The sequence below is a fragment of the Paenibacillus sp. FSL K6-1217 genome (genome assembly GCF_045040735.1).
Taxonomy (GTDB): domain Bacteria; phylum Bacillota; class Bacilli; order Paenibacillales; family Paenibacillaceae; genus Paenibacillus_AQ.
In genome coordinates this window covers 3107160-3127562 of the sequence record NZ_CP150271.1, presented here as the reverse complement: position 1 = coordinate 3127562, position 20403 = coordinate 3107160, and the positions used below count along the sequence as shown (strand labels likewise).

Below are 20403 nucleotides of genomic sequence, written 5' to 3'. Positions count from 1 at the left end.
CACCAACGGGTTCTTGACCGCCGTTCTCCCTATGAATACGCTTAAACGCAGGAAGATGTTTCATTGCCGCGGATTTTACATTAATTTCATTTGCACTTAACAAAAATCGATATTATTCTGTTAAGTGGAGGGATTTAATTATGAGACAAGCTTTACTTGCAGGACTGCTCCTGGCTGTTATGATTCTTAGTGCCTGCGGCAATAACAGTGCTGAACCGGCTTCCCCGGAAGTGGTGAAGGAGACCGTGCAGAACTTTTACGATGAAATGTCGAAATTCGACGAAATGGGCAAATCCTCGCTAGAAAACTTCAACACCACGCTAACCTCTTATTCCACCGGACAAGCCTCGGACAAAGAATTCCAGAAGGCTGTAGACAGCTTCCAGGATACCGCATCCGAGCTTGCAGATCATGTGAATGACATCAAGATTGCGGGTGGCCTGCCGGAGACTGTGCAGAAGCTGCTCAGAGATTCGGTGATCGCTTTCCAGAGTGCATATGAGATCAAGGAGAAGGCTTCTAAGAGCGCAGTATCGCCCGATGTAACCGCTGAGGAATTCAACACGATGAATCAGCAGGCGGACGTAGCGATGCTCTACGGTATCTCCAAGCTGAATGAGGCCAGAGCAGAAGCCGGACTGATTGATCCGGAGCAAGCAGTACCAGGAACCGTGTCAGATGCAGGCACAGATGCCAAGCAGGAACCGGGTAACGGAAGCGCAGGGACTTCGTCAGTGAAATAAGCAGAGACAACACTTGTTAATAGGCAAGAAAGGGTTCAGATGAAGACGCTGTACAGCATAACTGTAGGCGTCTTTTTGCTGTGCAGACTGACATTAATTTCTGCTTGCCTAATTTGTTGAACCGCAGATATAATACAAACATATGTTCTGTACTTAGATGGGAGGAACGGCTAATGGGTAAGAAGCTTGAAGGGAACCGGCTGCGGGAACGCAGCGGGAGGATGCTGCCGGAGCAGATCGGAGGGACCGGGAGAGAGATACGGGAGACCTGGCATAGCCTGAAGCCGGTGCTGGATGAGCAGAAGCTGGAAGAGATTGAGCATACGCTGGCTTTGTCGCTGCGGAGTCATGTGCGGGTGACGCTGGTGCTGTATGGTCCTCTGGAGCAGAGGAAGCTGAGCGGGTTCGTAACCTCCATTCACACCCACTCGCGTGAGATCAAGCTGCAGTGGGCGGAGGAATGGAAGTGGCTGCTGGTAGATGACATTGTCGAGGCTTATATTGTCTAAAAGATAACCGTTCTGCCTGGAATCAGCACGGGCCCAAGCATCATTTACCTGCGGCGGTGCCCGTCTTCTCATAGGCAATCAGCGTGACCTCCGGGTTCCCGGTCATCCGGGCAATCTCCGATTCCGCCTGGCGGATCACCTCCACGACATCCTCCTGATCGCTGAGCGGGGCTATTCTGTAGCTGTCGCTGTGTATATCCATGTTCATCCCCCTTTCCCTTAGAATGACCTGACTTACGGTCTGCCTTCTTATTCTGGCCTGCAGGTGCACAGTTCATCCGGGGAGATCGGTTGCTGCACAGCTTCATTTTGTGAAAAAAAGGGTCATTGGTGCAAGCAATCCGGCCTAAGCGGGCATTTACTATACCAGGGGGTGAGTAGATGCTTACTTTGGAGCAGGTGAAGCAGAAGTCCGCCGCAAGGCTGGCGAAGCTCCATCCGGCCGTACTGGCCGGGACGAACGAGTTGATTAGACGATGTTATAACCGGGGGGTGCAGATCCTCATTACGCAGGGAATGCGCACGATAGCGCAGCAGAATGAGCTATATGCTCAAGGGAGAACAAAGAAGGGTGACATTGTTACCAATGCCCGGGGAGGCGATAGCTACCATAATTATGGACTGGCGATCGACTTCGCGCTGCTGCTGCCGGATGGCAGGAATGTGTCCTGGGATATGAAGCGTGACGTGGACGGCGACAAGGTGGCAGACTGGCAAGAGGTGGCGCAGGAGGGGAAGAAGCTAGGGTTCGAATGGGGCGGGGACTGGACCTCCTTCAAGGATTACGCTCATCTGCAGATGAGCTTCGGCCTTAGCATCCAGGACCTCAAGGCAGGCAGACGGCCGACCGCCCAGCAGAGTGCAGCCGCACTAAGCCGCATAACCGGAGGTGAGCCAGAAGTGAACAAGGATATCCCGGTAAATATTACGCTCAATGGTAAGAAGCTGACAACCGGCGTCATGGACGATGCGGTAACCTATGCGCCTGTTCGGGCAATTGCCGAAGCGCTTGGAGCCAAGGTCACGTACAATGCGTCCAGCAAGACCGTGAACATTGTGAAGGAATAACTTCTCTGCATAGATGCTGTGCCGGATGGGGAAATTATCAGCGATTAACCACATCCATGAAGGGGGCACAACATTTTGAACAAGCTGATCACAAGTCTTGCCTGCGGTACGGTCCTGTCCATGAGTCTGCTCGGAGCAGGTGACATCTCCGCAGCAGCGCCGGGCGGTATGACAACGACGACTCCAGGCGTTATGAGCACCACCGCTCCGGGCATGAACACCACTACTGACGGCCGGATGGGCAACATGGGGAACATGGGCAATATGGATGACCGCATGATGGACAATCGGGGCAATACGCTGATGAATGAGACAAGGGATTCAATGCATAAGACCGAAACCATCATGAAGGACAAAATCCGTACCGGAGACAACAGCTCCGTCTCCCCGCTGTCCAACGATAACAGAACGGGCCGCTACCGGGCACAGAGCACGACCACCACAGACAACAACGACAACCGCTCCAACTGGGGCTGGCTTGGTCTGCTCGGTCTTCTGGGTCTGGCCGGCATGCGCAGCAGAACCGGTGAGCGTGACCGGCACTAGCCGGAGCAGGACTCTACAGTTTGCATGTAGGCAACAGTAGCATCAATGCAGTAAAAGCCCGTGTCAGTCTAAGCTGAACGGGCTCTTTGCTGCTTATTCAGAAATATTGGAAAAAGGAATTGCGTATCCCCCGGATACATGATATTATATTTCTTGTCGCGTTAGTTCGCGCACCATAACATGCCGGGGTGGCGGAACAGGCAGACGCACAGGACTTAAAATCCTGCGGTACGTGAGTACCGTACGGGTTCGACCCCCGTCCTCGGCATCCTTGATTTATAAGGTTTTTTTCGAAAAACCTTGGTTTTTAATTTGATGCAGGAGAGAACTTATTGTTGACTCTCCTGCAGTTCTCTCCTTTTTCTGAGAGGGAGAACGCAGATAAAAGCGCTAGTTCTCTTGATATGGAGAATGATGCGCTTTTTAATTTGAAAAATTAAGAACTCCATCCATTGTGTTTGCTGTTGTATTATAATTGCTATGACCCAACCATTCCTGAACTTCTTTCATGCTTACCCCATTTGCGAGCAATAAGCTAGCGCAACTATGCCGTAAATCATGAAATCGAATATGACGAAAATTATGTTTTTTAAGAGTTCTGGTGAAGTTTTGGGTGACATATCCCGGCTTTACTCGCTGGCCCATTCTTTCGATGATGTGTTCTTTACCTTCAAAGTAGACTGGAGTTACAGTGTGCTTAATGCTAATTGTCTTATTAATCAAATCAATTACGGTCCACTTTAATCCAATAATTTCGCTTCGCCGCAAGCCGTAAAAGGCAGCTAGAATTACTGCCAGTTCAATAAGCTGTCCCTTTACTTTTTCAAAAAGTGGATTGACTTCCTCATTGTTATAAAAGCTGCCGACGAATTCGACTTTTTTAGGACGATCGACAATGTCTGCTGGATTTCTTGTGATTAAATTATTTTTAAGGGCATAATTTAGTGCGGTGTGAATATTTGCGTGATAGTGGATGACCGTGTTAGTTGTCACACTGTTTTCATCGAGCTCATACTGATAATAATCTTGCCTCCAGCTCTTTAAGATAAAGTCCCAACTTTTCAAAATAAGGATTAATGTGGTTCACTACAACGTTGTGATAAGAAGCAAAAGTAATGAATTCAACTTTATGCCTCATCATGGCTAGCCATTTTAATCTTGACTTGGTTTCACTGCCCATGATGACGGACTGTGCCTAGGAATCCAGCGTCAAACCCGGTAACCACAGCAGTTGTTCCCTTCTGCCATTCGACACCCTGCGGAGGTGAGCCTTGATCTTGCCATGAGTACTCCCGGACTGAACGGCTTGGTCAAATAATCGTCGCCGCCATAGGATAATGAGCTGATTTTCATCTCGACTTCCTCACGGCTGCTCAGAAACACGATCAGTATATCGCCTCTGTAGCAGGATTTTTCACAGAAAGTGACTTAGGGGTAACCCTCGCCATGCTAATCCTTTTCCACGCCTCTGATGCAGTTCCCCACCAAAAAACTTGCCTCTACTTATGATACGGTTCACCGCGAATGTTCTTAAACTATCCTGCCCGTTACTTCAATAGAAATGAGAAGCTGCTGTGATCCGGTTGATCACTATGGAAACGAATACCCCTCCTTGGAGGAGCTGGAACGATCACATCGAGAAACAGCTGTCTGGAGCAGAAGGCACCGGAGCAGTGCTGCACGGCCTTTCTGAAGCGGCGAGAGATTGCGCTGAGTAAGATTTTATTTGGCATATAAAATCTCCATTGTTCAGTTATGATTCAACTCTCCACCATGGAGTTCGTGATAGATTAGATAAACTTATTTCGACTGTTTCTCCGATACGAGGCGCAGTAACTGATACCTTTCTTTCATGAGCAGCTTTGAGAACACGTTCAATGGGTTCATTCCAGTCATGGCTCGCTAATGAAAATGCTCCCCAGTGAATTGGAAGTAATAGGTTACCCCGGAGTTCAATATGAGCTTGTACTGTTTCCTCAGGCAACATATGCAATGGCCACCAACCTCTGTTGTCATATTGTCCGGCTTCGATTAGTGTTAAATCAAATGGTCCATATTTTTCACCAATCTCTTTAAAGTGTGGACCATAGCCGCTATCACCACCGAAAAACACTTTTGTATGCTTTCCCTCTATGATCCACGAAGACCACAAGGTTAAATTTTGGCCAAAAATTCCTCTTCCCGAGCCATGCTTTGCTGGTGTGCAGCGGAACTTCAGGCCATAAAACTGAGCTTCTTCCCACCAGTCAAGTTCAACAATCCGCTCAGGATCAATCCCCCATCTCTCAAGATGGCTGCCAACTCCAAGAGGCACAAGAAATTTTCTTACTTTGTTTCTTAATTTCTTGATAGACTGATAATCAAGATGATCATAGTGATCGTGTGATATAAGTACAACATCAATCTCCGGAAGGTCCTCGATTTCAATTGGCATTTGCTCACTATAACGTCTACCACCAAATCTAAAAGGCGAGGAATAGGTCGCGAATACCGGGTCTAACAATAATAATTGGCCGTCTAACTGGATTAATGAGGTAGAGTGTCCGAACCATGTAACGGATGCTTTATCCATGCTTCTAGAGAGTAAAGATTTTGTTATCCGTTGAACTTGAAGCTTTTCTTTAGGTCGCGCATCAGGATTTCCTTTCATGATTTCAAGAAGTACTGGCAGTAGCACCTTTAGTCTATAATCAACACGCGATTTAATAGGATATTTAAACTTCCCTTTTACGAAGTTCTTGGATTGTTGGAATTGGCTTTTCTTCTTCCTTGTCGGTCTTGCTCCAAAAACCGGCAAAGAGTTCAGAAAAACAATACTTAGAAATATCAAAATTAAAATAACGAGAACTAACGTTTCCTTTAAGACAACCCCATTACCGCCCAACGTTAACGATCTTCCTGACCCAGGTTGGCTCATTCGTCGCCGCCCGTACGGGGCAGTCGGTGCAGTCTGCGAAGGAAAGCGGCAGCAGCGGAGCGATGCGGGTCGAGGGGCCTGATGTATATTTCGAAGTGGCGGCTACGTCGCTAAGTGCGGCTGGTCGTACAATGATCCAATCTAGGTCGCTCCGTTGCACTGCACTCTCGGCAATGGTCTTGTCCTCAACCGCCTTCGAGAAGATGCGGCCCGAATTGCGTTTGGCCCAGCGATTGAGCACGGAAAGTTCTTTTCCGTCGCTAAGACCGATGCCGCTCTGCATGACGAAGCGCTTGACTCCGGCGCCCTGGCAGGCTGTCAGGATGTTCGAGATGGCCTCCGACATGGCGGTGCCCGATGAAAAGTTTCTGGTCGGACCTATGCAACTAATTACATCTCCAAATAATTCCTTGAGTTTCTGTTCGCTTAATTCTATTTTGTTCATTATACGATCTTCTCCAATCAAATCTTATTTTCTATTACAAATGCTTGCTTCATTGTGCAACTTCTTTATACGTAAAAAGCTGAATGACAAGTAAAAATCATTCAGCTTCAGCAGGACCTGCTGATACATCTGCTTCAATTGCAAGATGAACACACCAACTGTCAGCTGCAGCACCATGCCAGTGTTTTACATTTGGAAGTATTTCTATTACATCTCCAGCATGAAGTCCACGTGCCGGTTTCCTTCTTCTTGATGCCATCCTCTTCCACCGGTAACTAAAAGAATCTGTCCTCCCGGATGTTTATGCCAGTTGAATTTGCACATTTTTATTGATTTTTAAAGATTCTTCCCAAAGAATTCTGTTAACTTGGTTACAGCCTGAGCTACATATCCCGGCGTGTCATACATGGCGATATGCGTTGCACCATCAACCCAAAACAATTCTTTTGGTCCATTCGACAATGCATAAGCTTGTTCGCTGAAACCACGTGTGTCAGCCTCGGTTCCTGCAATCGTTAAAAGAGGTTGAGTTAGAAAGGTACTTATTTGGCTTAATGCCGAGAATGCCATGATTTTGTCAACGCTTCTAAATAGGAATCGATTAGTAGAATTTGGATGCTGTGCTCTAGGAGTTCTATAGTATTCATAGCCTTCACGCATAAGCACAGGTGTATTTTCATCAAATCCTTCAGGCGAATCAGGTACATAAGTAAGGAACATAGCCTCTGCTCCATTTGCTTCTGCAGTACGCTGCTTAGCAACCGCCTCAAGTGTTTGCAATTGTGATGAAACGGTACCTCCTGTACCTTCTCCTCGGAACATAGCACCTATATCAATTGCACTGACTCCTGCTACTGCTTTGATGCGACGTTCGGCTTGTGCTGCAGTTATAGCATAACCGCCACCGGCACAAATACCAAGGGCTCCAATCTTTTCTTCATCTACAAATGGAAGTGTAGACAGATAATCTATTGCACAACGCACATCTTCCACTCTGGCAAACGGGTCTTCGAGTAAACGCGGCTCACCCTCGCTCTCTCCCTGATGCGACGCATCAAAGGATAATGCAACAAATCCCTGGTTGGAGAGTTTCTGTGCATACAACCCGGCAGTCTGTTCCTTTACTCCTCCGCCGGGATGAACGCTAACAACCGTAGGATATTTTTTATGTTCATCGAATCCGTCTGGCAAATACAGATCTCCTGCCATTGTTAAATTACCGTTATTAAATGTTACTGATTTTTTCATAATTTTTTCTCCTTTTTGATTTTTATTATAAATGCACATTAATGCGATATCGCACTTAGGTGTATAATATAAAATGAAACTAGGATGTCTACAATAATCAAATGAACACCGTTTGTGCCCTATTGCACAAGTTGATTAAAATTGTGCAATTATTCCTAAGAAAGTTTGGTGACTCTCCCAATGTCTATAGTGGATAGAAGAATACTCAAATCTCTAAAAGCAATAAATAAGGCTTTTATTGAACTAATGTCTGAAAAGAATTTTGATCAAATTACGATACAAGATATCTCTGACAGGGCAAATGTTGGTCGAAGAACAGTTTACCATCATTACTTGGATAAATATGATCTATTGGATAAGCTTACTGAAAAACATTTTAACGAACTAAGGGAACTCTGCGAATTCGCATCTGATTTGGATTTTGTAGAAGCGACTTTGATCTGGACCGAATACTTTGAAAATAATTATTCATTCTTTTCGTTGATGTTAACGAGTAAAGGAGCCCCTTATTTTCGTAATCGATTCCTTGACTTCCTGATCGAAGAGTTGAAGAAAGAAGCAGACGTAACCAAAGGCAAAAACCAGGGATTAAATGAAGATGTTATTGTACTATTTGTTGCATCAGCTCAAGTAGGAGTCGTGGAATGGTGGTTTACGAATGGAAGACCTATCCCGCATCAGGTCTTGGCAAAACAACTGGGGATATTATTAGAGAGGAATCTATAATCGCGGTATGTGAGTACCGTACGAATTCAACCCCCATCCTCGGCACTACAACAATAAGGGTTCCAGCTCATTAGAGCTGGAACCCTTATTTGTTTTACAAACCAAAGATCGTGGATAACAGGTTCCTCGCCATAATTAGCAAAGAATATGTCCCGACACGTTCAATACTCATCTTCTGCCAACACGTAGTTCACGGCATTTTTCTACTGTCTACTCCTCATGACCCGTCGATTGACGGAAAACCGGCATCGTCTTCACATGCGTAACGAGCGGAGGTCTACCAGGATTTTCGATTTTGGACAGAAGCATCTCGGCGGCAAGAAAGCCCATTTCGGACCGGTGGATATGAACGGTGGTCAAGTGGGGTTCCACGATTCGCGACTCCGGGGAATTATCGAATCCGCAGACCTTAACCTCACCAGGAATTTGAATATTCAGGTCCTTTAAGATACGAATGGCATTAATCGCGATGTAGTCATTGGCGCATACGAACGCGGGTGGAAGATTAGTCATGCTCGCTAGTCGCTGCTTAAGCCACTTATAGTCAGCGATATGCCGGTCGTCTTCGAGAATGCAGAAGGATTCATCAAGATCAATCTGGGCGGCATGCATGGCTTTGGTGAACCCGTCCCAACGCTCGTTGAAGCTCATGCAATGGCGGGAATCGCCGATAAACCCGATCTCAGTAATTCCTTCATCAATGAGCTTCTTCGTAATGCTGAAAGTACTGTGAATGTTCTCCATCATCAGCAGATCTGCCTTCATCTCTGAAAACGTCAGTTCTGCTGAAGCGTCAATGAATAATGTCGGGATCCCGAATGACGTAATAAACTCCGAGTAGCTCTTGTCAAACAATTCGATACAGACAATGCCATCCACTTTACTTGTGTCGAAATTTACAGGAAGAGCTGCAGAATCGAGTTCATTCTCTCGAACGATATGTATCGACAAATTAAAGCCTTCGGAGCTGATTTTTTGTTCGAGACCGCTTAGCAGTGACGTGCCAAAATGTGAATTGTTCGGCATATTTGCTGTAAGCAGAGCAATATTACCGGATTTTTTGGCAGGTGTAACTTCTTGTTCGAACAAGGCAAACTGCTTGTAATTCATATCGATAGCTTTCCTAACCACTTTGCTGCGTGTCTCATCCGGTATAGAGGGATTATTATTTAATGCTTTGGATACAGTATTCCTAGAAAGTCCAAGCGAATCGGCTATATCTTGAATGGTTACTTTTTCTTTGTTCAAAGATAATGGCTCCTTTAGCAGAGTATTGCGTTCTCGACCAAATAATCGTAGTATAAATCGATGTAATTGTCAACTTAATTGTTACAAATGAACAATTGGATAAAAAGTAAATAGAACGTGATTCATGGTTTACATTTTGTGCAAAAGTAAACAAATGCACAAGGAAAATATTCAGTGTGTTTTCACCTTGTTATGGATTATTCATAATAAAAAACTATTATTCCATTGTTTTAAGCAGTTAAACCAATGAATTTTACGTAATAAAATAAAATAGTGTTTTTGTTGTGTGCATATGTTTACTTTTGTATTCATAAAAAGTCTTGACGAAGTAATCGTGATGTTGTAAATTGAATTTGCTAAGCCGTTGACAGTGACTTATGGAAGCACTTACTTTCGCGCGAGAAGTATCCAAAATCACATTTATGTTTTGCAAATGAGTATTGAGGGGGAGGAGAAGTTGCAACAAACTTCTGGAATTACACAAAATAAAAGACCGGAAGCCCGGAATCGGATAGGACTTATGGAGAAACTCAGGTATATCAAGAACAACTACTGGCTTTACCTTTTTGTGCTTCCCGCAGTCGTATTGACTATTATTTTTAAATATCTCCCTATGTATGGTGTTTTGATCGCTTTTAAAGACTACAGCTTTCGCAAGGGTATTTTGGGGAGTGATTGGGTTGGGTTTCATCACTTCGAACGATTCTTTAATGCACCCAATTTTGAGCAATTGTTATTCAATACACTTCAGTTGAACATTTACGGTCTTTTACTGGGATTCCCGGTGCCGATTATTCTGGCATTAATGTTGAATCAGGTACGCAAGGCCGCGATGAAAAAGAACATTCAATTGTTCTTATATGCGCCGAACTTCATTTCTGTTGTTGTTGTTGTGGGTATGCTCTTTGTCTTATTCTCTCCAACAGGCCCGGTCAATAAATTAGTGGTGGCCTTTGGCGGGATGCCGCTCTCGTTCATGTCAGAACCGGAATATTTCCGTCCGATGTATATCCTCTCCGGAATCTGGCAGGGGGCTGGATGGGCGTCCATTATCTATGTGGCTGCATTGGCCAATGTGGATCCGGAGCTGCACAATGCGGCGACACTTGACGGTGCAAGCCTGCTTCAGCGTATACGCCATATCGATTTACCAACGATCAGGCCGGTTATTGCGATTATGATCATTCTTGCGGCAGGCGGCATTATGGCCGGCGGCGGTGACAAAGCCATTCTGATGTGGAACGAGATGAACATGGAGAAATCGGATGTAATCAGTACTTATGTCTATCGGATCGGCTTCCAGCAGGCGAATTATTCGTTCTCCGCTGCCGTGGAATTGTTTAATACCGTCATTAACCTCATTATGCTGTTTACGGTGAATTTCATCGTGAAACGGGTTAACGATGGCGATGGAATTGTATAGAAAAGGAGATCATCATGGACAGTATTAAACCAACTAAGATGGACAAGGTCGTGCTCGGTGTTATCTTCACCCTGCTAGTTCTCCTCGTTGTAGCAATTATTGGTCCGCTGATTTATATGGTCGTGGCTTCGTTCATGGAACCGACGGCACTTCTGAATAAGGGGTTATCCTTCGACTTCTCAGATTATAGCCTTGAGGGATATAGAATGATTTTATCGGATGACAAAATCATTGGTGGGTTTCTGAATGCGTTGCTATATTCCTCCGTTTTCACAGTGATAACGGTTTCTGTCTGCGTCTTTGCAGGCTATCCATTGGCGCTCGACGACTTCGTAGGAAGAAAAATAATTATGACGCTTTTCATTATCACCATGTTCTTTGGCGGTGGCCTGATCCCGACTTATCTCGTGGTGAAGAGTCTGGGCATGCTTGATACCATCTGGGCGCTCGTGATCCCGGGTGCAGTGAGCGTCTGGAACATTATTCTGGCCCGTACGTTCTTCCGGGGCTTGCCAAAGGAAATGAATGAAGCGGCTAAGATTGACGGTGCCTCAGATTTCACAATCTTCTTTAGCATCATCATACCGCTTTCCAAGCCTATCGTGTTTGTCCTTGCGTTATATGCTTTCGTTGGTCACTGGAATGATTTCTTTCAATCTCTGATCTACTTGGAGAATCAAGATAAATATCCGCTGCAGCTCGTACTTCGGCGTATTCTGATTCTGAACAAGGTTGATCCGAATATTGTCTCTTCTATTAAGGAACAGGCTGAGTTAGCACGATTGTCTGAATTGATGAAGTATGCAGCCATCGTAGTCTCCAGTCTACCGCTTCTTGTAATGTATCCTTTCTTCCAGAAATACTTCGAAAAAGGTGTCATGGTCGGTTCCCTCAAGTAGAGAGCCTACAGTTATTTAAATGAAGACATTTAAAAGGGGAGAATTAGTATGAAACATATTAAGAAAACAGTATCCATTATTTCTCTGACGGCTGTTATGGCAATTACGGGATGCAGCAGCGATAAAGGAAGCGACAAAGAAAAGGGGAATTCCGGTGATGATCAAACCCTAACCTTCATGACGCCGAACTCACCGCTTGCTCCTCAAGACCCGAATGAGAAGCTGATCTTCAAACGCCTGGAAGAAAACACCGGCATTCATATTGACTGGAAAGTCTATTCGGAAGATGTGTACGTCGAGAAACGGAATCTGGCTTTGGCCACAGGTGAGCTTCCGGATGCGCTTTTCAACGCCGGCCTGAGTGATTTCGATTTGTTGAAATTGGCCAATGACGGCACAATCATTCCTGTCGAGGAATACATTACGCCTGAGAAAATGCCGAACCTCAGTAAGGTGCTGGAGCAGGCGCCCCAATACAAAGGTATGATGACTTCACCGGACGGGCACATCCTCGCATTCCCTTGGATTGAGGAGCTTGGCGAAGGCAAGGAGAGTATTCACTCTGTCAACAATATTCCGTGGATTAACAAGGCATGGCTGGATAAGCTTGGCCTGCAAATGCCAAAGACGACGGAAGAACTGAAACAAGTGTTGATCGCGTTCAAAACGAAGGATCCGAATGGCAATGGCAAAGCCGACGAGATTCCGGTTTCCTTTATTAATGATGACGGGGGTAACGAGGATTTAAGTTTCCTTCTCGGTTCCTTCGGAGCTGGATTTAACGGGGATCTAACGCTGGTCGACAATGACGGCAAGGTGAACAATGCCGTATTGGCGCCGGGCTATAAGGAAGGCATGAAGTACTTTCAGGAGCTGTACGCAGCGGGTCTGATCGATCCGGAATTCATTACCCAAGACTGGAACAAATTTATAGCCAAAGCTAAAGATGACCGCTACGGTTTGTACTTCACTTGGGACAAGGCGAATGTGAGCGGCATGGACAGTCCGTTTGAACCGATGCCGGCACTGGAAGGGCCGAACGGCTGGAAGAATGTAGCCCGTGCGAACGGTATGGGATTTGACCGCGGCAGAATGGTGCTCACAGCCGATAACAAGAACATCGAAGCGACGATTAAATGGATAGACGCAATGTATGATCCGTCCCAGTCTGTACAGAACAATTGGGGAACTTATGGCGACGAAACGCAGCAGAATATTTTTGAAATGGACGAAGCTACTAAAATGCTGAAGCACTTGCCGCTGAACGGTGCTTCACCGAACGAGCTGCGCGTCAAAACGAGCGCTGGCGGACCGTTAGCTATTCTCGATTCCTATTACGGTAAGGTTACGACGATGCCGGACGATGCGGCCTATCGCATTGATATTTTAAAGAAGATCTATGTGCCGGATATGAAAGCTGAGCATATGTATCCGAGAGTATTTTTCTCCAAAGAGGAATCAGAGCGCCTGACCCAAACCGAAGCCGACCTGTGGCCATATATTCTGAAGAAGCGTACGGAATGGATGCAAGGCGCGAACGTGGATAAAGAGTGGGACGCATTCATCAAAGAGCTTGATCGTCTTGGCATGCAGGATTGGCTGAAAATCAAACAAACAGGTTACGACAGAGCGGGGAAATAGCCAGTTACATTATAATGCATACCGTCGGAGCGTGAGTTCATGCTATAGCAGGCCATGCTCCGGCTATTATTATTCTGGAGGAGTGGGAGAAACATGAATTATACAGAGAAGTTCCGTCCGCAGTATCATTATTCGCCACAAAAAAACTGGATGAACGATCCGAACGGAATGGTTTATTACGAGAATGAGTACCATCTCTTTTATCAGCACACTCCGTTCGCAAGCCAACCCGATTTCGGGAGAATGCATTGGGGACACGCGGTAAGCTCCGATCTGGTCCATTGGGAGGAGCTTGAACCATCCTTGCCGCCAGGTGAGGACGGTGCAATTTTCTCTGGAAGCGCGGTAGTCGATACACATAACACTAGTGGTTTTTTTGATGATTATGGTTCAGGGCTTGTGGCGATCTATACGAATAACGACAACAAGGCGCAGCCAGGTAAGCCGCAGGTTCAAAGCATCGCCTACAGCAGAGACAAGGGACGGACTTGGACGAAATATGAAGGGAACCCGGTCTTGTTTCCGGAGACGACGCTTGATTTCCGTGATCCGAAGGTATTCTGGCATGAGGATACATCTCAATGGATTATGACTCTGGCCGTTCAAGACCGTGTGGAGTTCTACACCTCTCCGAATTTGAAGGAATGGGCATTTGCTAGTGCATTTGGCGCAGACGTCATCGGAACACATCGCGGCGTGTATGAATGTCCGGATCTATTCTCGATTCATGTCGATGGTGATCCCAATCAGAAGAAGTGGGTGCTCATTCTAAGTGTAGGCGATTGTAATGGAGTGAACCCGAATGAGCCTGAACCACCGGCAGGAGGCTCCGGTATGATGTACTTCGTCGGCAGCTTCGATGGTAAGACATTTACACCCGACGAGCCTATTCTTTCGGTTCATGATGTGAAATGGATTGATTTCGGGTCCGATTTCTATGCAGCCGTCACCTGGAGTGATATACCGGAAGGAGACGGCCGCAAGCTCTGGATCGGCTGGATGAACAACTGGCGCTATGCCGGGACGCTTCCGACTGACAAGTGGCGGGGAAATGCATCCATTCCACGGGAGTTGAAGTTGAGAACCTATCGGGAAGGCCTTCGTCTGGTGCAAGAACCGGTAGAAGAATTGAGAAAGATAGGTTCACCGCTTATGGCTCTGGAGAATGTAACCTTGGTTCCGGATACGAATCCGCTGGCGGACATCACCACTGATAGAGCGGAATTGATCGCGGAATTCGAAATTGGAACCGCAACGGAGTTCGGAATGAAGGTTAGAAAGTCTGCAGATGAGGAAACGGTGGTCGGGTACGATACCCTCAAGATGGAGTTGTTTGTGGATCGCACGAAATCAGGCACTACGAATTTCCATCCGGATTTCGCAGCTAAGCACCAGGCACCGCTGACGCCTGTGAATAACCGTGTACGCATGTCCATCTTCATGGATTGGTCTTCGATTGAAGTGTTCGGTGGTGAGGGTCTAGCGGTCATCTCGGACATGATTTTCCCCGCTTCCGAGAGCAACGGACTTGAGCTCTACGCGGTAGGCGGAGACGTAAAGCTTGTGTCGCTCCAGATCAATGAGCTGGGAAGCATATGGAGAGATGAGGTCAAGGAGGAAGCTCATGCGTATCGGGGCCATTGAAGCAGGCGGAACAAAGTTTGTCTGCGGTGTCGGGAACGAAGAAGGGGAGATTGAGGATCGGATTCACTTTCCGACCCGTCGACCCGAAGAGACGATGGAGAATGTCATCGCCTACTTCCGGGAGAAGAGAGTCGATAGCATAGGGATTGGATCATTTGGTCCGATTGACCTCGAACCCTCCAGTCCGACTTACGGTTATGTGACGACAACGCCGAAACCTGGCTGGGCCGGATATAATTTCGTGGGTACGCTAAAATCGGTCTTCGATGTTCCGGTTGGTTGGGATACGGACGTCAATGCTGCCGCGTTGGGCGAAGCCACATGGGGTGCAGCACAAGGATTGGATAGCTGCGTCTACTATACGATCGGGACTGGCGTAGGAGTCGGCGTCTATACCGAGGGTAACCTGGTACATGGACTTGTTCATCCAGAGGGTGGACATATCCTCACAAGGCGGCATCCGAACGATGACTTTGGTGGCAATTGTCCCTATCATGGCGATTGTCTGGAAGGCATGGCCGCCGGCCCGGCGCTGGAAGCAAGATGGAAGGCTAAGGGCGATACCCTGCCGGAAGACCACCCGGCATGGGAGATGGAGGCGTTCTACATTGCGCAGGCCATATCGAATGTTATCCTGACGTTATCCCCTAAGAAAGTCATTCTCGGCGGGGGCGTGATGAAACAAATCCACTTATTCCCGATGATCCGGGAGCAAGTAGGCAGCCTTCTAAATGGATACGTGAGTGCCAAGCCGATTGTATCGGATATCGGACATTATATTGTCGCACCTATGCTCGGCGATAATGCTGGCTTGTGCGGGGCCTTAGCACTGGGAGTAAGAGCATTGGATTCACGCACAAATGTAAGTTAGTGCCGCCCGATTGGCGGCTTTTTATGTATTTGAGCATTTTGCATCATTCATTTACTTGACTTTGTTGCCAAACGTATAGAGTTTCACTTCCCAGTTGGTATTGCCGGTGAGTTCGCTTTTTTACTTAGGTTCTTTTTTCACGTAGGTGGATGAAGGATGCTAAATACTTGATGCGATACGGTTTTTTAGGATATTGCTATGTGCCTATTTACATGTCATAATCCGTCTACCGGCATATTCACTGTTTGAGAGTGGTATGCTTACCATTCTGCTGCTATGCTAGAATCGTTCATTGAGAACGATTATCATGATGCCAATGGAGAAGTAGAGATTCCAGCAAACGTGATTCTGAATGGGAGTTCGACAAAATGATAATTATTCATTACAATGAGAATGATTATCATATAGAGATCACATGGAGTGCTTAATTATGAACAATTCGATTCAATATAATTTCAATCATTTCTTTGACAAGCTTGAAGGAGGTCATCAAGCCGGAAGTTCAAGCTATATGCTTCACCCTACGACAGGAATAGGACAGGTTCTTCGGTTGTACCCACGCTCTGAGTTGGAGATGGTTATGTCAGACTATAAGCTGTACCAGGACCATGATATACGCCTAGATTCACTCGCGCCAATGGTAGAGTTTGGGTATTGTTATGAAGGTAGCAGGGAGATAAGTGTACCTGGCGCTCGTCAGGAGTTCATGCCTGCCAATTGGAGTTTGCAACTGATTAATACCTCAGAAGCGAGATTGGAGCTAGGCCAAGCACAATCCTTTCGAATGTTGGGCATCGGGATGTCTGTCGGCGTGTTTCATCATTTTATGACCTCCATCGGGGGAGTGCAAAAGGCTGACTTTAACAGTCTTCTTGGAGGAAAGTCGTATCGGTTGCTTCAGGAGAAGCCGCCAGCCTCCGCCAGCGCTTCGCTTCATCACATTGCAGCAAGCCTAAGAGATGGAACGATGAATAATATTGAGCTGGAGTATACGGTGTTAGAACTCCTGGAACTGGCGCTCCGCACTTTTCTTGAAGGAAAAGAGGAACGGATAGGGCTTAGCCAAGAGACCCAGTTGCGCGTCGGCGAAGCGCGCCGAATAATCCTGGAGCAGATGGATAATCCTCCATCATTGTTGCAGCTGTCGCGTATGGTCGGTTTGAATGATTACAAGCTCAAGGTGGGCTTCAAGGAAATGTATGGCAACACCATCTTTGGATACCTGCGAGAGAAGAGGATGGTGCAGGCTTTAAAGCTACTTCAAGCCGGCAAGTCCAACGTCATTGAAGTGTCTTGCGCAGTGGGCTACTCGAATCCAAGCCATTTTGCCGAGGCGTTCCGCAAGAAATTCGGAGTAAATCCCAGCGCATTACTACGTGAAAATTCTTCCCGGATATAACATGGTAATGACAGGCTTTTATTTAGAACGGACTGTCAATTTACCGGTTAACTCTCTCTCTTCACAAGCAACTCAACTTGCCAGGTACAGAAAAAGCCCTTCAGAACCTACTGAAGGGCTTTTTCATGAAATCGGATGGTTAAATTGCAGAGAATCTTAAGGATTCCGTGAAACGGGGATTTTAATCCACCTTGGGGTAGAGGGGGGAGTCTGTAAAAATCATAATAGAAAAATAGTTGTTTTTTTATTTTTTCACAGAAGGGAGAGTGCACGGGTGCGCTCAAAAAATAGTTCTGATTCAAACTTCAATTCAGCCTCTCTTCCATCTTTCTGGCCGTTTGTACTGACCGGGATGTTGATGATTGTGACCACGACAGGGTTTGCGCGAATGGCCTACGGGCTAGTTTTGCCTTATATGCAGGCCGGACTCGGATTGTCAATTTCACAGGGAGGGATGCTTGGCACGATCATGTTTCTAGGCTACCTGGCTTCGGTCGGGTTATCGGGCATACTCGCTGTCCGCTGGGGTAGCAAAGCTGTTCTTATGGCAGGAGGTGGTGCTGTTGTCATCAGCATGTTTGGCCTTTCCGGATCATATTCGTTCATTTGGGTGGCTCTGTTCATGTTCCTGGCCGGAGGGGGCAGTGCACTGGTATTCACTCCGCTCATGTCCCTCATGCTGGGCCAGTTCCCGGACAAGAAGGGAATCGTCCTCGGGATGTTGCTAAGTGGTGCAGGTATCGGGATGCTGTTAAGCGGATTTTTAGTACCCTTACTAATCGCTCAATTCCCCGTTCTAGGCTGGCGTGCGGTCTGGTTAGGGTTCGGTATCATCTCACTTGTTGTGCTAATCGCGGCTTTATTGATCCTGAGAAACCCCGAGATTGTAGGGAGCGTGAAGGAGACAGACAAACCGAAGTGGTTAAAAAATAAAGCATTGATGCAGGTGGCTGTACTCTATTTTCTAGTGGGTATAGCATATCTTGTCCCCAATCTATATCAATCTGGTTATATGCTGGCTGAAGGGATTTCGGACCGCGCTGCCGGTCTGGTGTACGCCATAGCTGGCATCTTCAGCATTGCAGGCGGCCCTGTCTGGGGCAGTCTGTCCGACCGATTTGGTGTAAACCGGATGTTTATACTGGTTTGGGCTTGTGCGACGGCAGGGGATATCATCCCGCTTCTGAATCACAGTATTCCGGGGTTCGTCTTATCATCAGTACTTTGGGGCTCCAGTATCGGTGGTCTGGTTACATTAATTCAGCTGAAGGCTGCGAAACAAGTCAATCCCCGGTACGTTCCAACTGCCATCGGATTTATCTCAATATTCTATGCGGGAGGTCAAATGCTGGGTCCGGGAATGACAGGGTGGATGATTGATCATCTCGGTGGCTACGGAGTGGCTTATGGATTCGGAGCGGTAGTCTACGGCTTTGGGTTAGTCGCCAGCCTGATCTCTGGGCGTAAACAGAATTTTCTGGGGCAGAGCAAAAAGATAAAGCAGTAACAGCGAGTCCACAGAAGGCTTTTCCATTTGGAGAAGGGAGCAGCACCATTTATTAATTGGCCACGACGATTTGCCATTGTTGATTCAAGCCGTTGTTGTCACTCCATTGAATCACATTGGCACCGTCGGTGAGTGCGCCGGAGGAGACGTCTATCAATTTGCCGGTAGCGCGGTTCTTCAGCTTGAAGAAGCCGCCGCCCGCATCTATCAGCTGCCAGTGCTGGCTGGTCCAACCCCCGTCTGACCACTGTTCGATGACTGTTCCATCGGTCGTAGTGCCATTCTCAGGGCCAAGAATCAATCCGCTGTTGGTATTCTTAAGCTTATAGTACCCGTCGCCAGCGTCGATCATCGTCCAACGTTCACTCGGTAAGTTAGTATCGGTCCATTGTTCGGCATCTGCACCATTTACTGTTGCACTCGCTCTAATGTTCAAAGCCTTTTCGCTTTTGCGGTTAATCAGCTCATACGTGAGGCTGCTGTCTACCGTGAATGGAGTTCCTGCGACCGTTCCTGCTGCACTGTCGATGTTAAGCTGCGGGTACCATGAGATGGAGAGGGTGGTCGATGAAGGGAATGTCAACGGCAGCCATACGTATTTGGATTCATTGGCGGGACGCTCCCAGGCTCCGGCCCAGCGGTCACCCATATATAGATAGGACGTGGATGAGCTACCCTCAACAGGAATGATATAGGCGGCTTGTGACTCGGAAGCACGTGAATCTCCGAAATTGGAGAGGGCGCTCCAGGTTCCGCTTATGCTGGAAGCGGTTGCGTATTTCTGCTGGTTAGGAGTCCAGCCTGTTGCGCCGGAAGTGATCAGGAAGTAGGTAGAGCCCCTCTTGAACATAGCAGGAGCTTCACGGTATGAGCCTGCCCACAGGGTCTGGACCAGTGATTCCACGCCCAGAAAATCCGGAGTCAGACGATAAATGTTAAGATCAGCATTCACCCTTGTGGCTGATATCAGATAAGCGGTGCCGTTATCGTTGTATACCGTCATATCACGGGAATCGTAGTCAAGAGGCCTGAAGCTGCCTTGATACGTATACGGACCTTCGATATTGGAGGCTGAGGCAACAGCGACTTTTGCTTCTCCGTAATCTACCCCGTTTTCTTTATGCGCCCATAGCACATATTTTCCGGTTGCCGCATTATAAAGAAGCTTGGGGCGTTCGATATTGGCGGTTGCAAGCTCTGAGGCGCTGCTCTTGGATAGTATATTCGCGCGGAATTCCCAGTTCTTCAGGTCTGTTGAACGGTAAAGTGATACATAGTTCGTTCCATCCCGGTTCTCCCCAACCCAATAATAATAGCTGCCAGACTTGATCATTCCACCGCCATGCGCATTAACCGGATTGCCTGAAGTATCCTTGAACTGAATCCCGTTAAGGAGACTGAGCGGAGCGGCATAGCTCTTGGAGCCAGATCCTCCATAGGACAGGACAATCAACAGAAGGGACAGAAACAGAATAAAGGGTGTTTTAGCTCTTTTCCATTCATTCACTTGCATTCGAGTAATCCTCCTTCATTTCATTCATTATTTAGTTAAGCGCTTACAAAAATCAA

The 20403-nt window shown here is 47.0% G+C and carries 20 protein-coding genes, 1 tRNA gene and 1 pseudogene; 13 read left to right on the top strand and 9 right to left on the bottom strand.

Translation table 11 applies throughout. The annotated features are described in order from the left end of the window. Positions 1–140 precede the first annotated feature (140 nt). Positions 141–743, top strand: coding sequence for a hypothetical protein (locus tag MHH28_RS13810; RefSeq protein ID WP_405115794.1), 603 nt, complete (start codon positions 141–143; stop codon positions 741–743). 173 nt (positions 744–916) lie between these two features. Continuing rightward, entirely contained in the window at positions 917–1252 is a 336-nt protein-coding gene (locus tag MHH28_RS13805; RefSeq protein WP_405115792.1) for a YolD-like family protein, read from the top strand. A 40-nt stretch (positions 1253–1292) separates the two neighbouring features. Here MHH28_RS13805 and MHH28_RS13800 read toward each other — a convergent pair whose 3' ends face one another. Next, positions 1293–1454, bottom strand: coding sequence for a hypothetical protein (locus MHH28_RS13800; RefSeq protein WP_405115790.1), 162 nt, complete (start codon positions 1452–1454; stop codon positions 1293–1295). Between the two features lie 179 nt (positions 1455–1633). Between MHH28_RS13800 and MHH28_RS13795 the strand changes: the two genes are divergently transcribed. The 3 genes from MHH28_RS13795 to MHH28_RS13785 all read left to right on the top strand — a co-directional run bounded on the left by MHH28_RS13795 (position 1634) and on the right by MHH28_RS13785 (position 3134). Next, positions 1634–2320 (top strand): M15 family metallopeptidase, encoded by a 687-nt coding sequence (locus MHH28_RS13795; RefSeq protein ID WP_405115788.1) that lies wholly within the window; start codon positions 1634–1636, stop codon positions 2318–2320. A 75-nt stretch (positions 2321–2395) separates the two neighbouring features. After that, the gene (locus MHH28_RS13790; RefSeq protein ID WP_405115786.1) at positions 2396–2866 is read left to right on the top strand and encodes a WGxxGxxG family protein; all 471 of its coding nucleotides are present in this window, start codon (positions 2396–2398) and stop codon (positions 2864–2866) included. Positions 2867–3048: 182 nt separating this feature from the next. Continuing rightward, positions 3049–3134, top strand: a tRNA-Leu gene (locus MHH28_RS13785). Positions 3135–3289: 155 nt separating this feature from the next. On the opposite strand, the gene MHH28_RS13780 is transcribed toward MHH28_RS13785, so the two are convergent. From MHH28_RS13780 to MHH28_RS13755, 6 genes and pseudogenes are all read right to left on the bottom strand, one after another. Further along, entirely contained in the window at positions 3290–3931 is a 642-nt protein-coding gene (locus MHH28_RS13780; protein ID WP_405115784.1) for a tyrosine-type recombinase/integrase, read from the bottom strand. Then, complete coding sequence (locus tag MHH28_RS13775) at positions 3876–4004, bottom strand: hypothetical protein (RefSeq protein ID WP_405117075.1); 129 nt, start codon at positions 4002–4004, stop codon at positions 3876–3878. Before MHH28_RS13775 ends, MHH28_RS13780 begins: the two co-directional genes overlap by 56 nt. Positions 4005–4619: 615 nt before the next feature. Then, positions 4620–5750 (bottom strand): MBL fold metallo-hydrolase, encoded by a 1131-nt coding sequence (locus tag MHH28_RS13770; protein ID WP_405115782.1) that lies wholly within the window; start codon positions 5748–5750, stop codon positions 4620–4622. After that, entirely contained in the window at positions 5740–6228 is a 489-nt protein-coding gene (locus MHH28_RS13765; RefSeq protein WP_405115780.1) for an NAD(P)-dependent oxidoreductase, read from the bottom strand. Before MHH28_RS13765 ends, MHH28_RS13770 begins: the two co-directional genes overlap by 11 nt. Before the next feature lie 97 nt (positions 6229–6325). Then, positions 6326–6540: pseudogene (locus MHH28_RS13760) on the bottom strand (cupin domain-containing protein); the annotation flags it as partial. Between the two features lie 24 nt (positions 6541–6564). Then, on the bottom strand, positions 6565–7476 hold the full coding sequence (locus MHH28_RS13755) for an alpha/beta hydrolase (RefSeq protein WP_405115778.1): 912 nt from the start codon (positions 7474–7476) through the stop codon (positions 6565–6567). Between the two features lie 180 nt (positions 7477–7656). On the opposite strand from MHH28_RS13755, the gene MHH28_RS13750 reads away from it, so the two are divergent. Further along, a complete protein-coding gene (locus MHH28_RS13750) occupies positions 7657–8202 on the top strand; it encodes a TetR/AcrR family transcriptional regulator (RefSeq protein WP_211720534.1) in 546 nt (181 codons plus the stop codon). Positions 8203–8412: 210 nt separating this feature from the next. Here MHH28_RS13750 and MHH28_RS13745 read toward each other — a convergent pair whose 3' ends face one another. Next, positions 8413–9450, bottom strand: a complete 1038-nt coding sequence (locus tag MHH28_RS13745; protein ID WP_405115776.1) for a LacI family DNA-binding transcriptional regulator — start codon at positions 9448–9450, stop codon at positions 8413–8415. Between the two features lie 433 nt (positions 9451–9883). Here MHH28_RS13745 and MHH28_RS13740 point away from each other — a divergent pair, with 433 nt between their 5' ends. From MHH28_RS13740 to MHH28_RS13710, 7 genes are all read left to right on the top strand, one after another. Further along, on the top strand, positions 9884–10873 hold the full coding sequence (locus MHH28_RS13740; protein WP_173128012.1) for a sugar ABC transporter permease: 990 nt from the start codon (positions 9884–9886) through the stop codon (positions 10871–10873). Between the two features lie 14 nt (positions 10874–10887). Next, positions 10888–11772, top strand: a complete 885-nt coding sequence (locus MHH28_RS13735) for a carbohydrate ABC transporter permease (protein ID WP_340938978.1) — start codon at positions 10888–10890, stop codon at positions 11770–11772. Positions 11773–11820: 48 nt separating this feature from the next. Further along, positions 11821–13413 carry an ABC transporter substrate-binding protein gene (locus tag MHH28_RS13730; RefSeq protein WP_405115773.1) on the top strand — a complete coding sequence of 531 codons (1593 nt, stop codon included), beginning with the start codon at positions 11821–11823 and terminating at the stop codon, positions 13411–13413. A gap of 93 nt (positions 13414–13506) precedes the next feature. Then, complete coding sequence (locus MHH28_RS13725; protein WP_405115771.1) at positions 13507–15057, top strand: glycoside hydrolase family 32 protein; 1551 nt, start codon at positions 13507–13509, stop codon at positions 15055–15057. Continuing rightward, positions 15038–15928: an ROK family protein gene (locus MHH28_RS13720; RefSeq protein WP_405115770.1), complete on the top strand. Its 891-nt coding sequence runs from the start codon at positions 15038–15040 to the stop codon at positions 15926–15928. The genes MHH28_RS13725 and MHH28_RS13720 overlap by 20 nt, the downstream gene beginning before the upstream one ends. Before the next feature lie 430 nt (positions 15929–16358). Further along, positions 16359–17327 carry a helix-turn-helix transcriptional regulator gene (locus MHH28_RS13715; RefSeq protein WP_405115768.1) on the top strand — a complete coding sequence of 323 codons (969 nt, stop codon included), beginning with the start codon at positions 16359–16361 and terminating at the stop codon, positions 17325–17327. Between the two features lie 274 nt (positions 17328–17601). After that, entirely contained in the window at positions 17602–18834 is a 1233-nt protein-coding gene (locus MHH28_RS13710) for a YbfB/YjiJ family MFS transporter (RefSeq protein WP_405115766.1), read from the top strand. A 52-nt stretch (positions 18835–18886) separates the two neighbouring features. Here the strand turns inward: MHH28_RS13710 and MHH28_RS13705 are convergent, their stop codons facing one another. Next, positions 18887–20356, bottom strand: a complete 1470-nt coding sequence (locus tag MHH28_RS13705; RefSeq protein WP_405117072.1) for an RICIN domain-containing protein — start codon at positions 20354–20356, stop codon at positions 18887–18889. Positions 20357–20403: the final 47 nt, after the last annotated feature.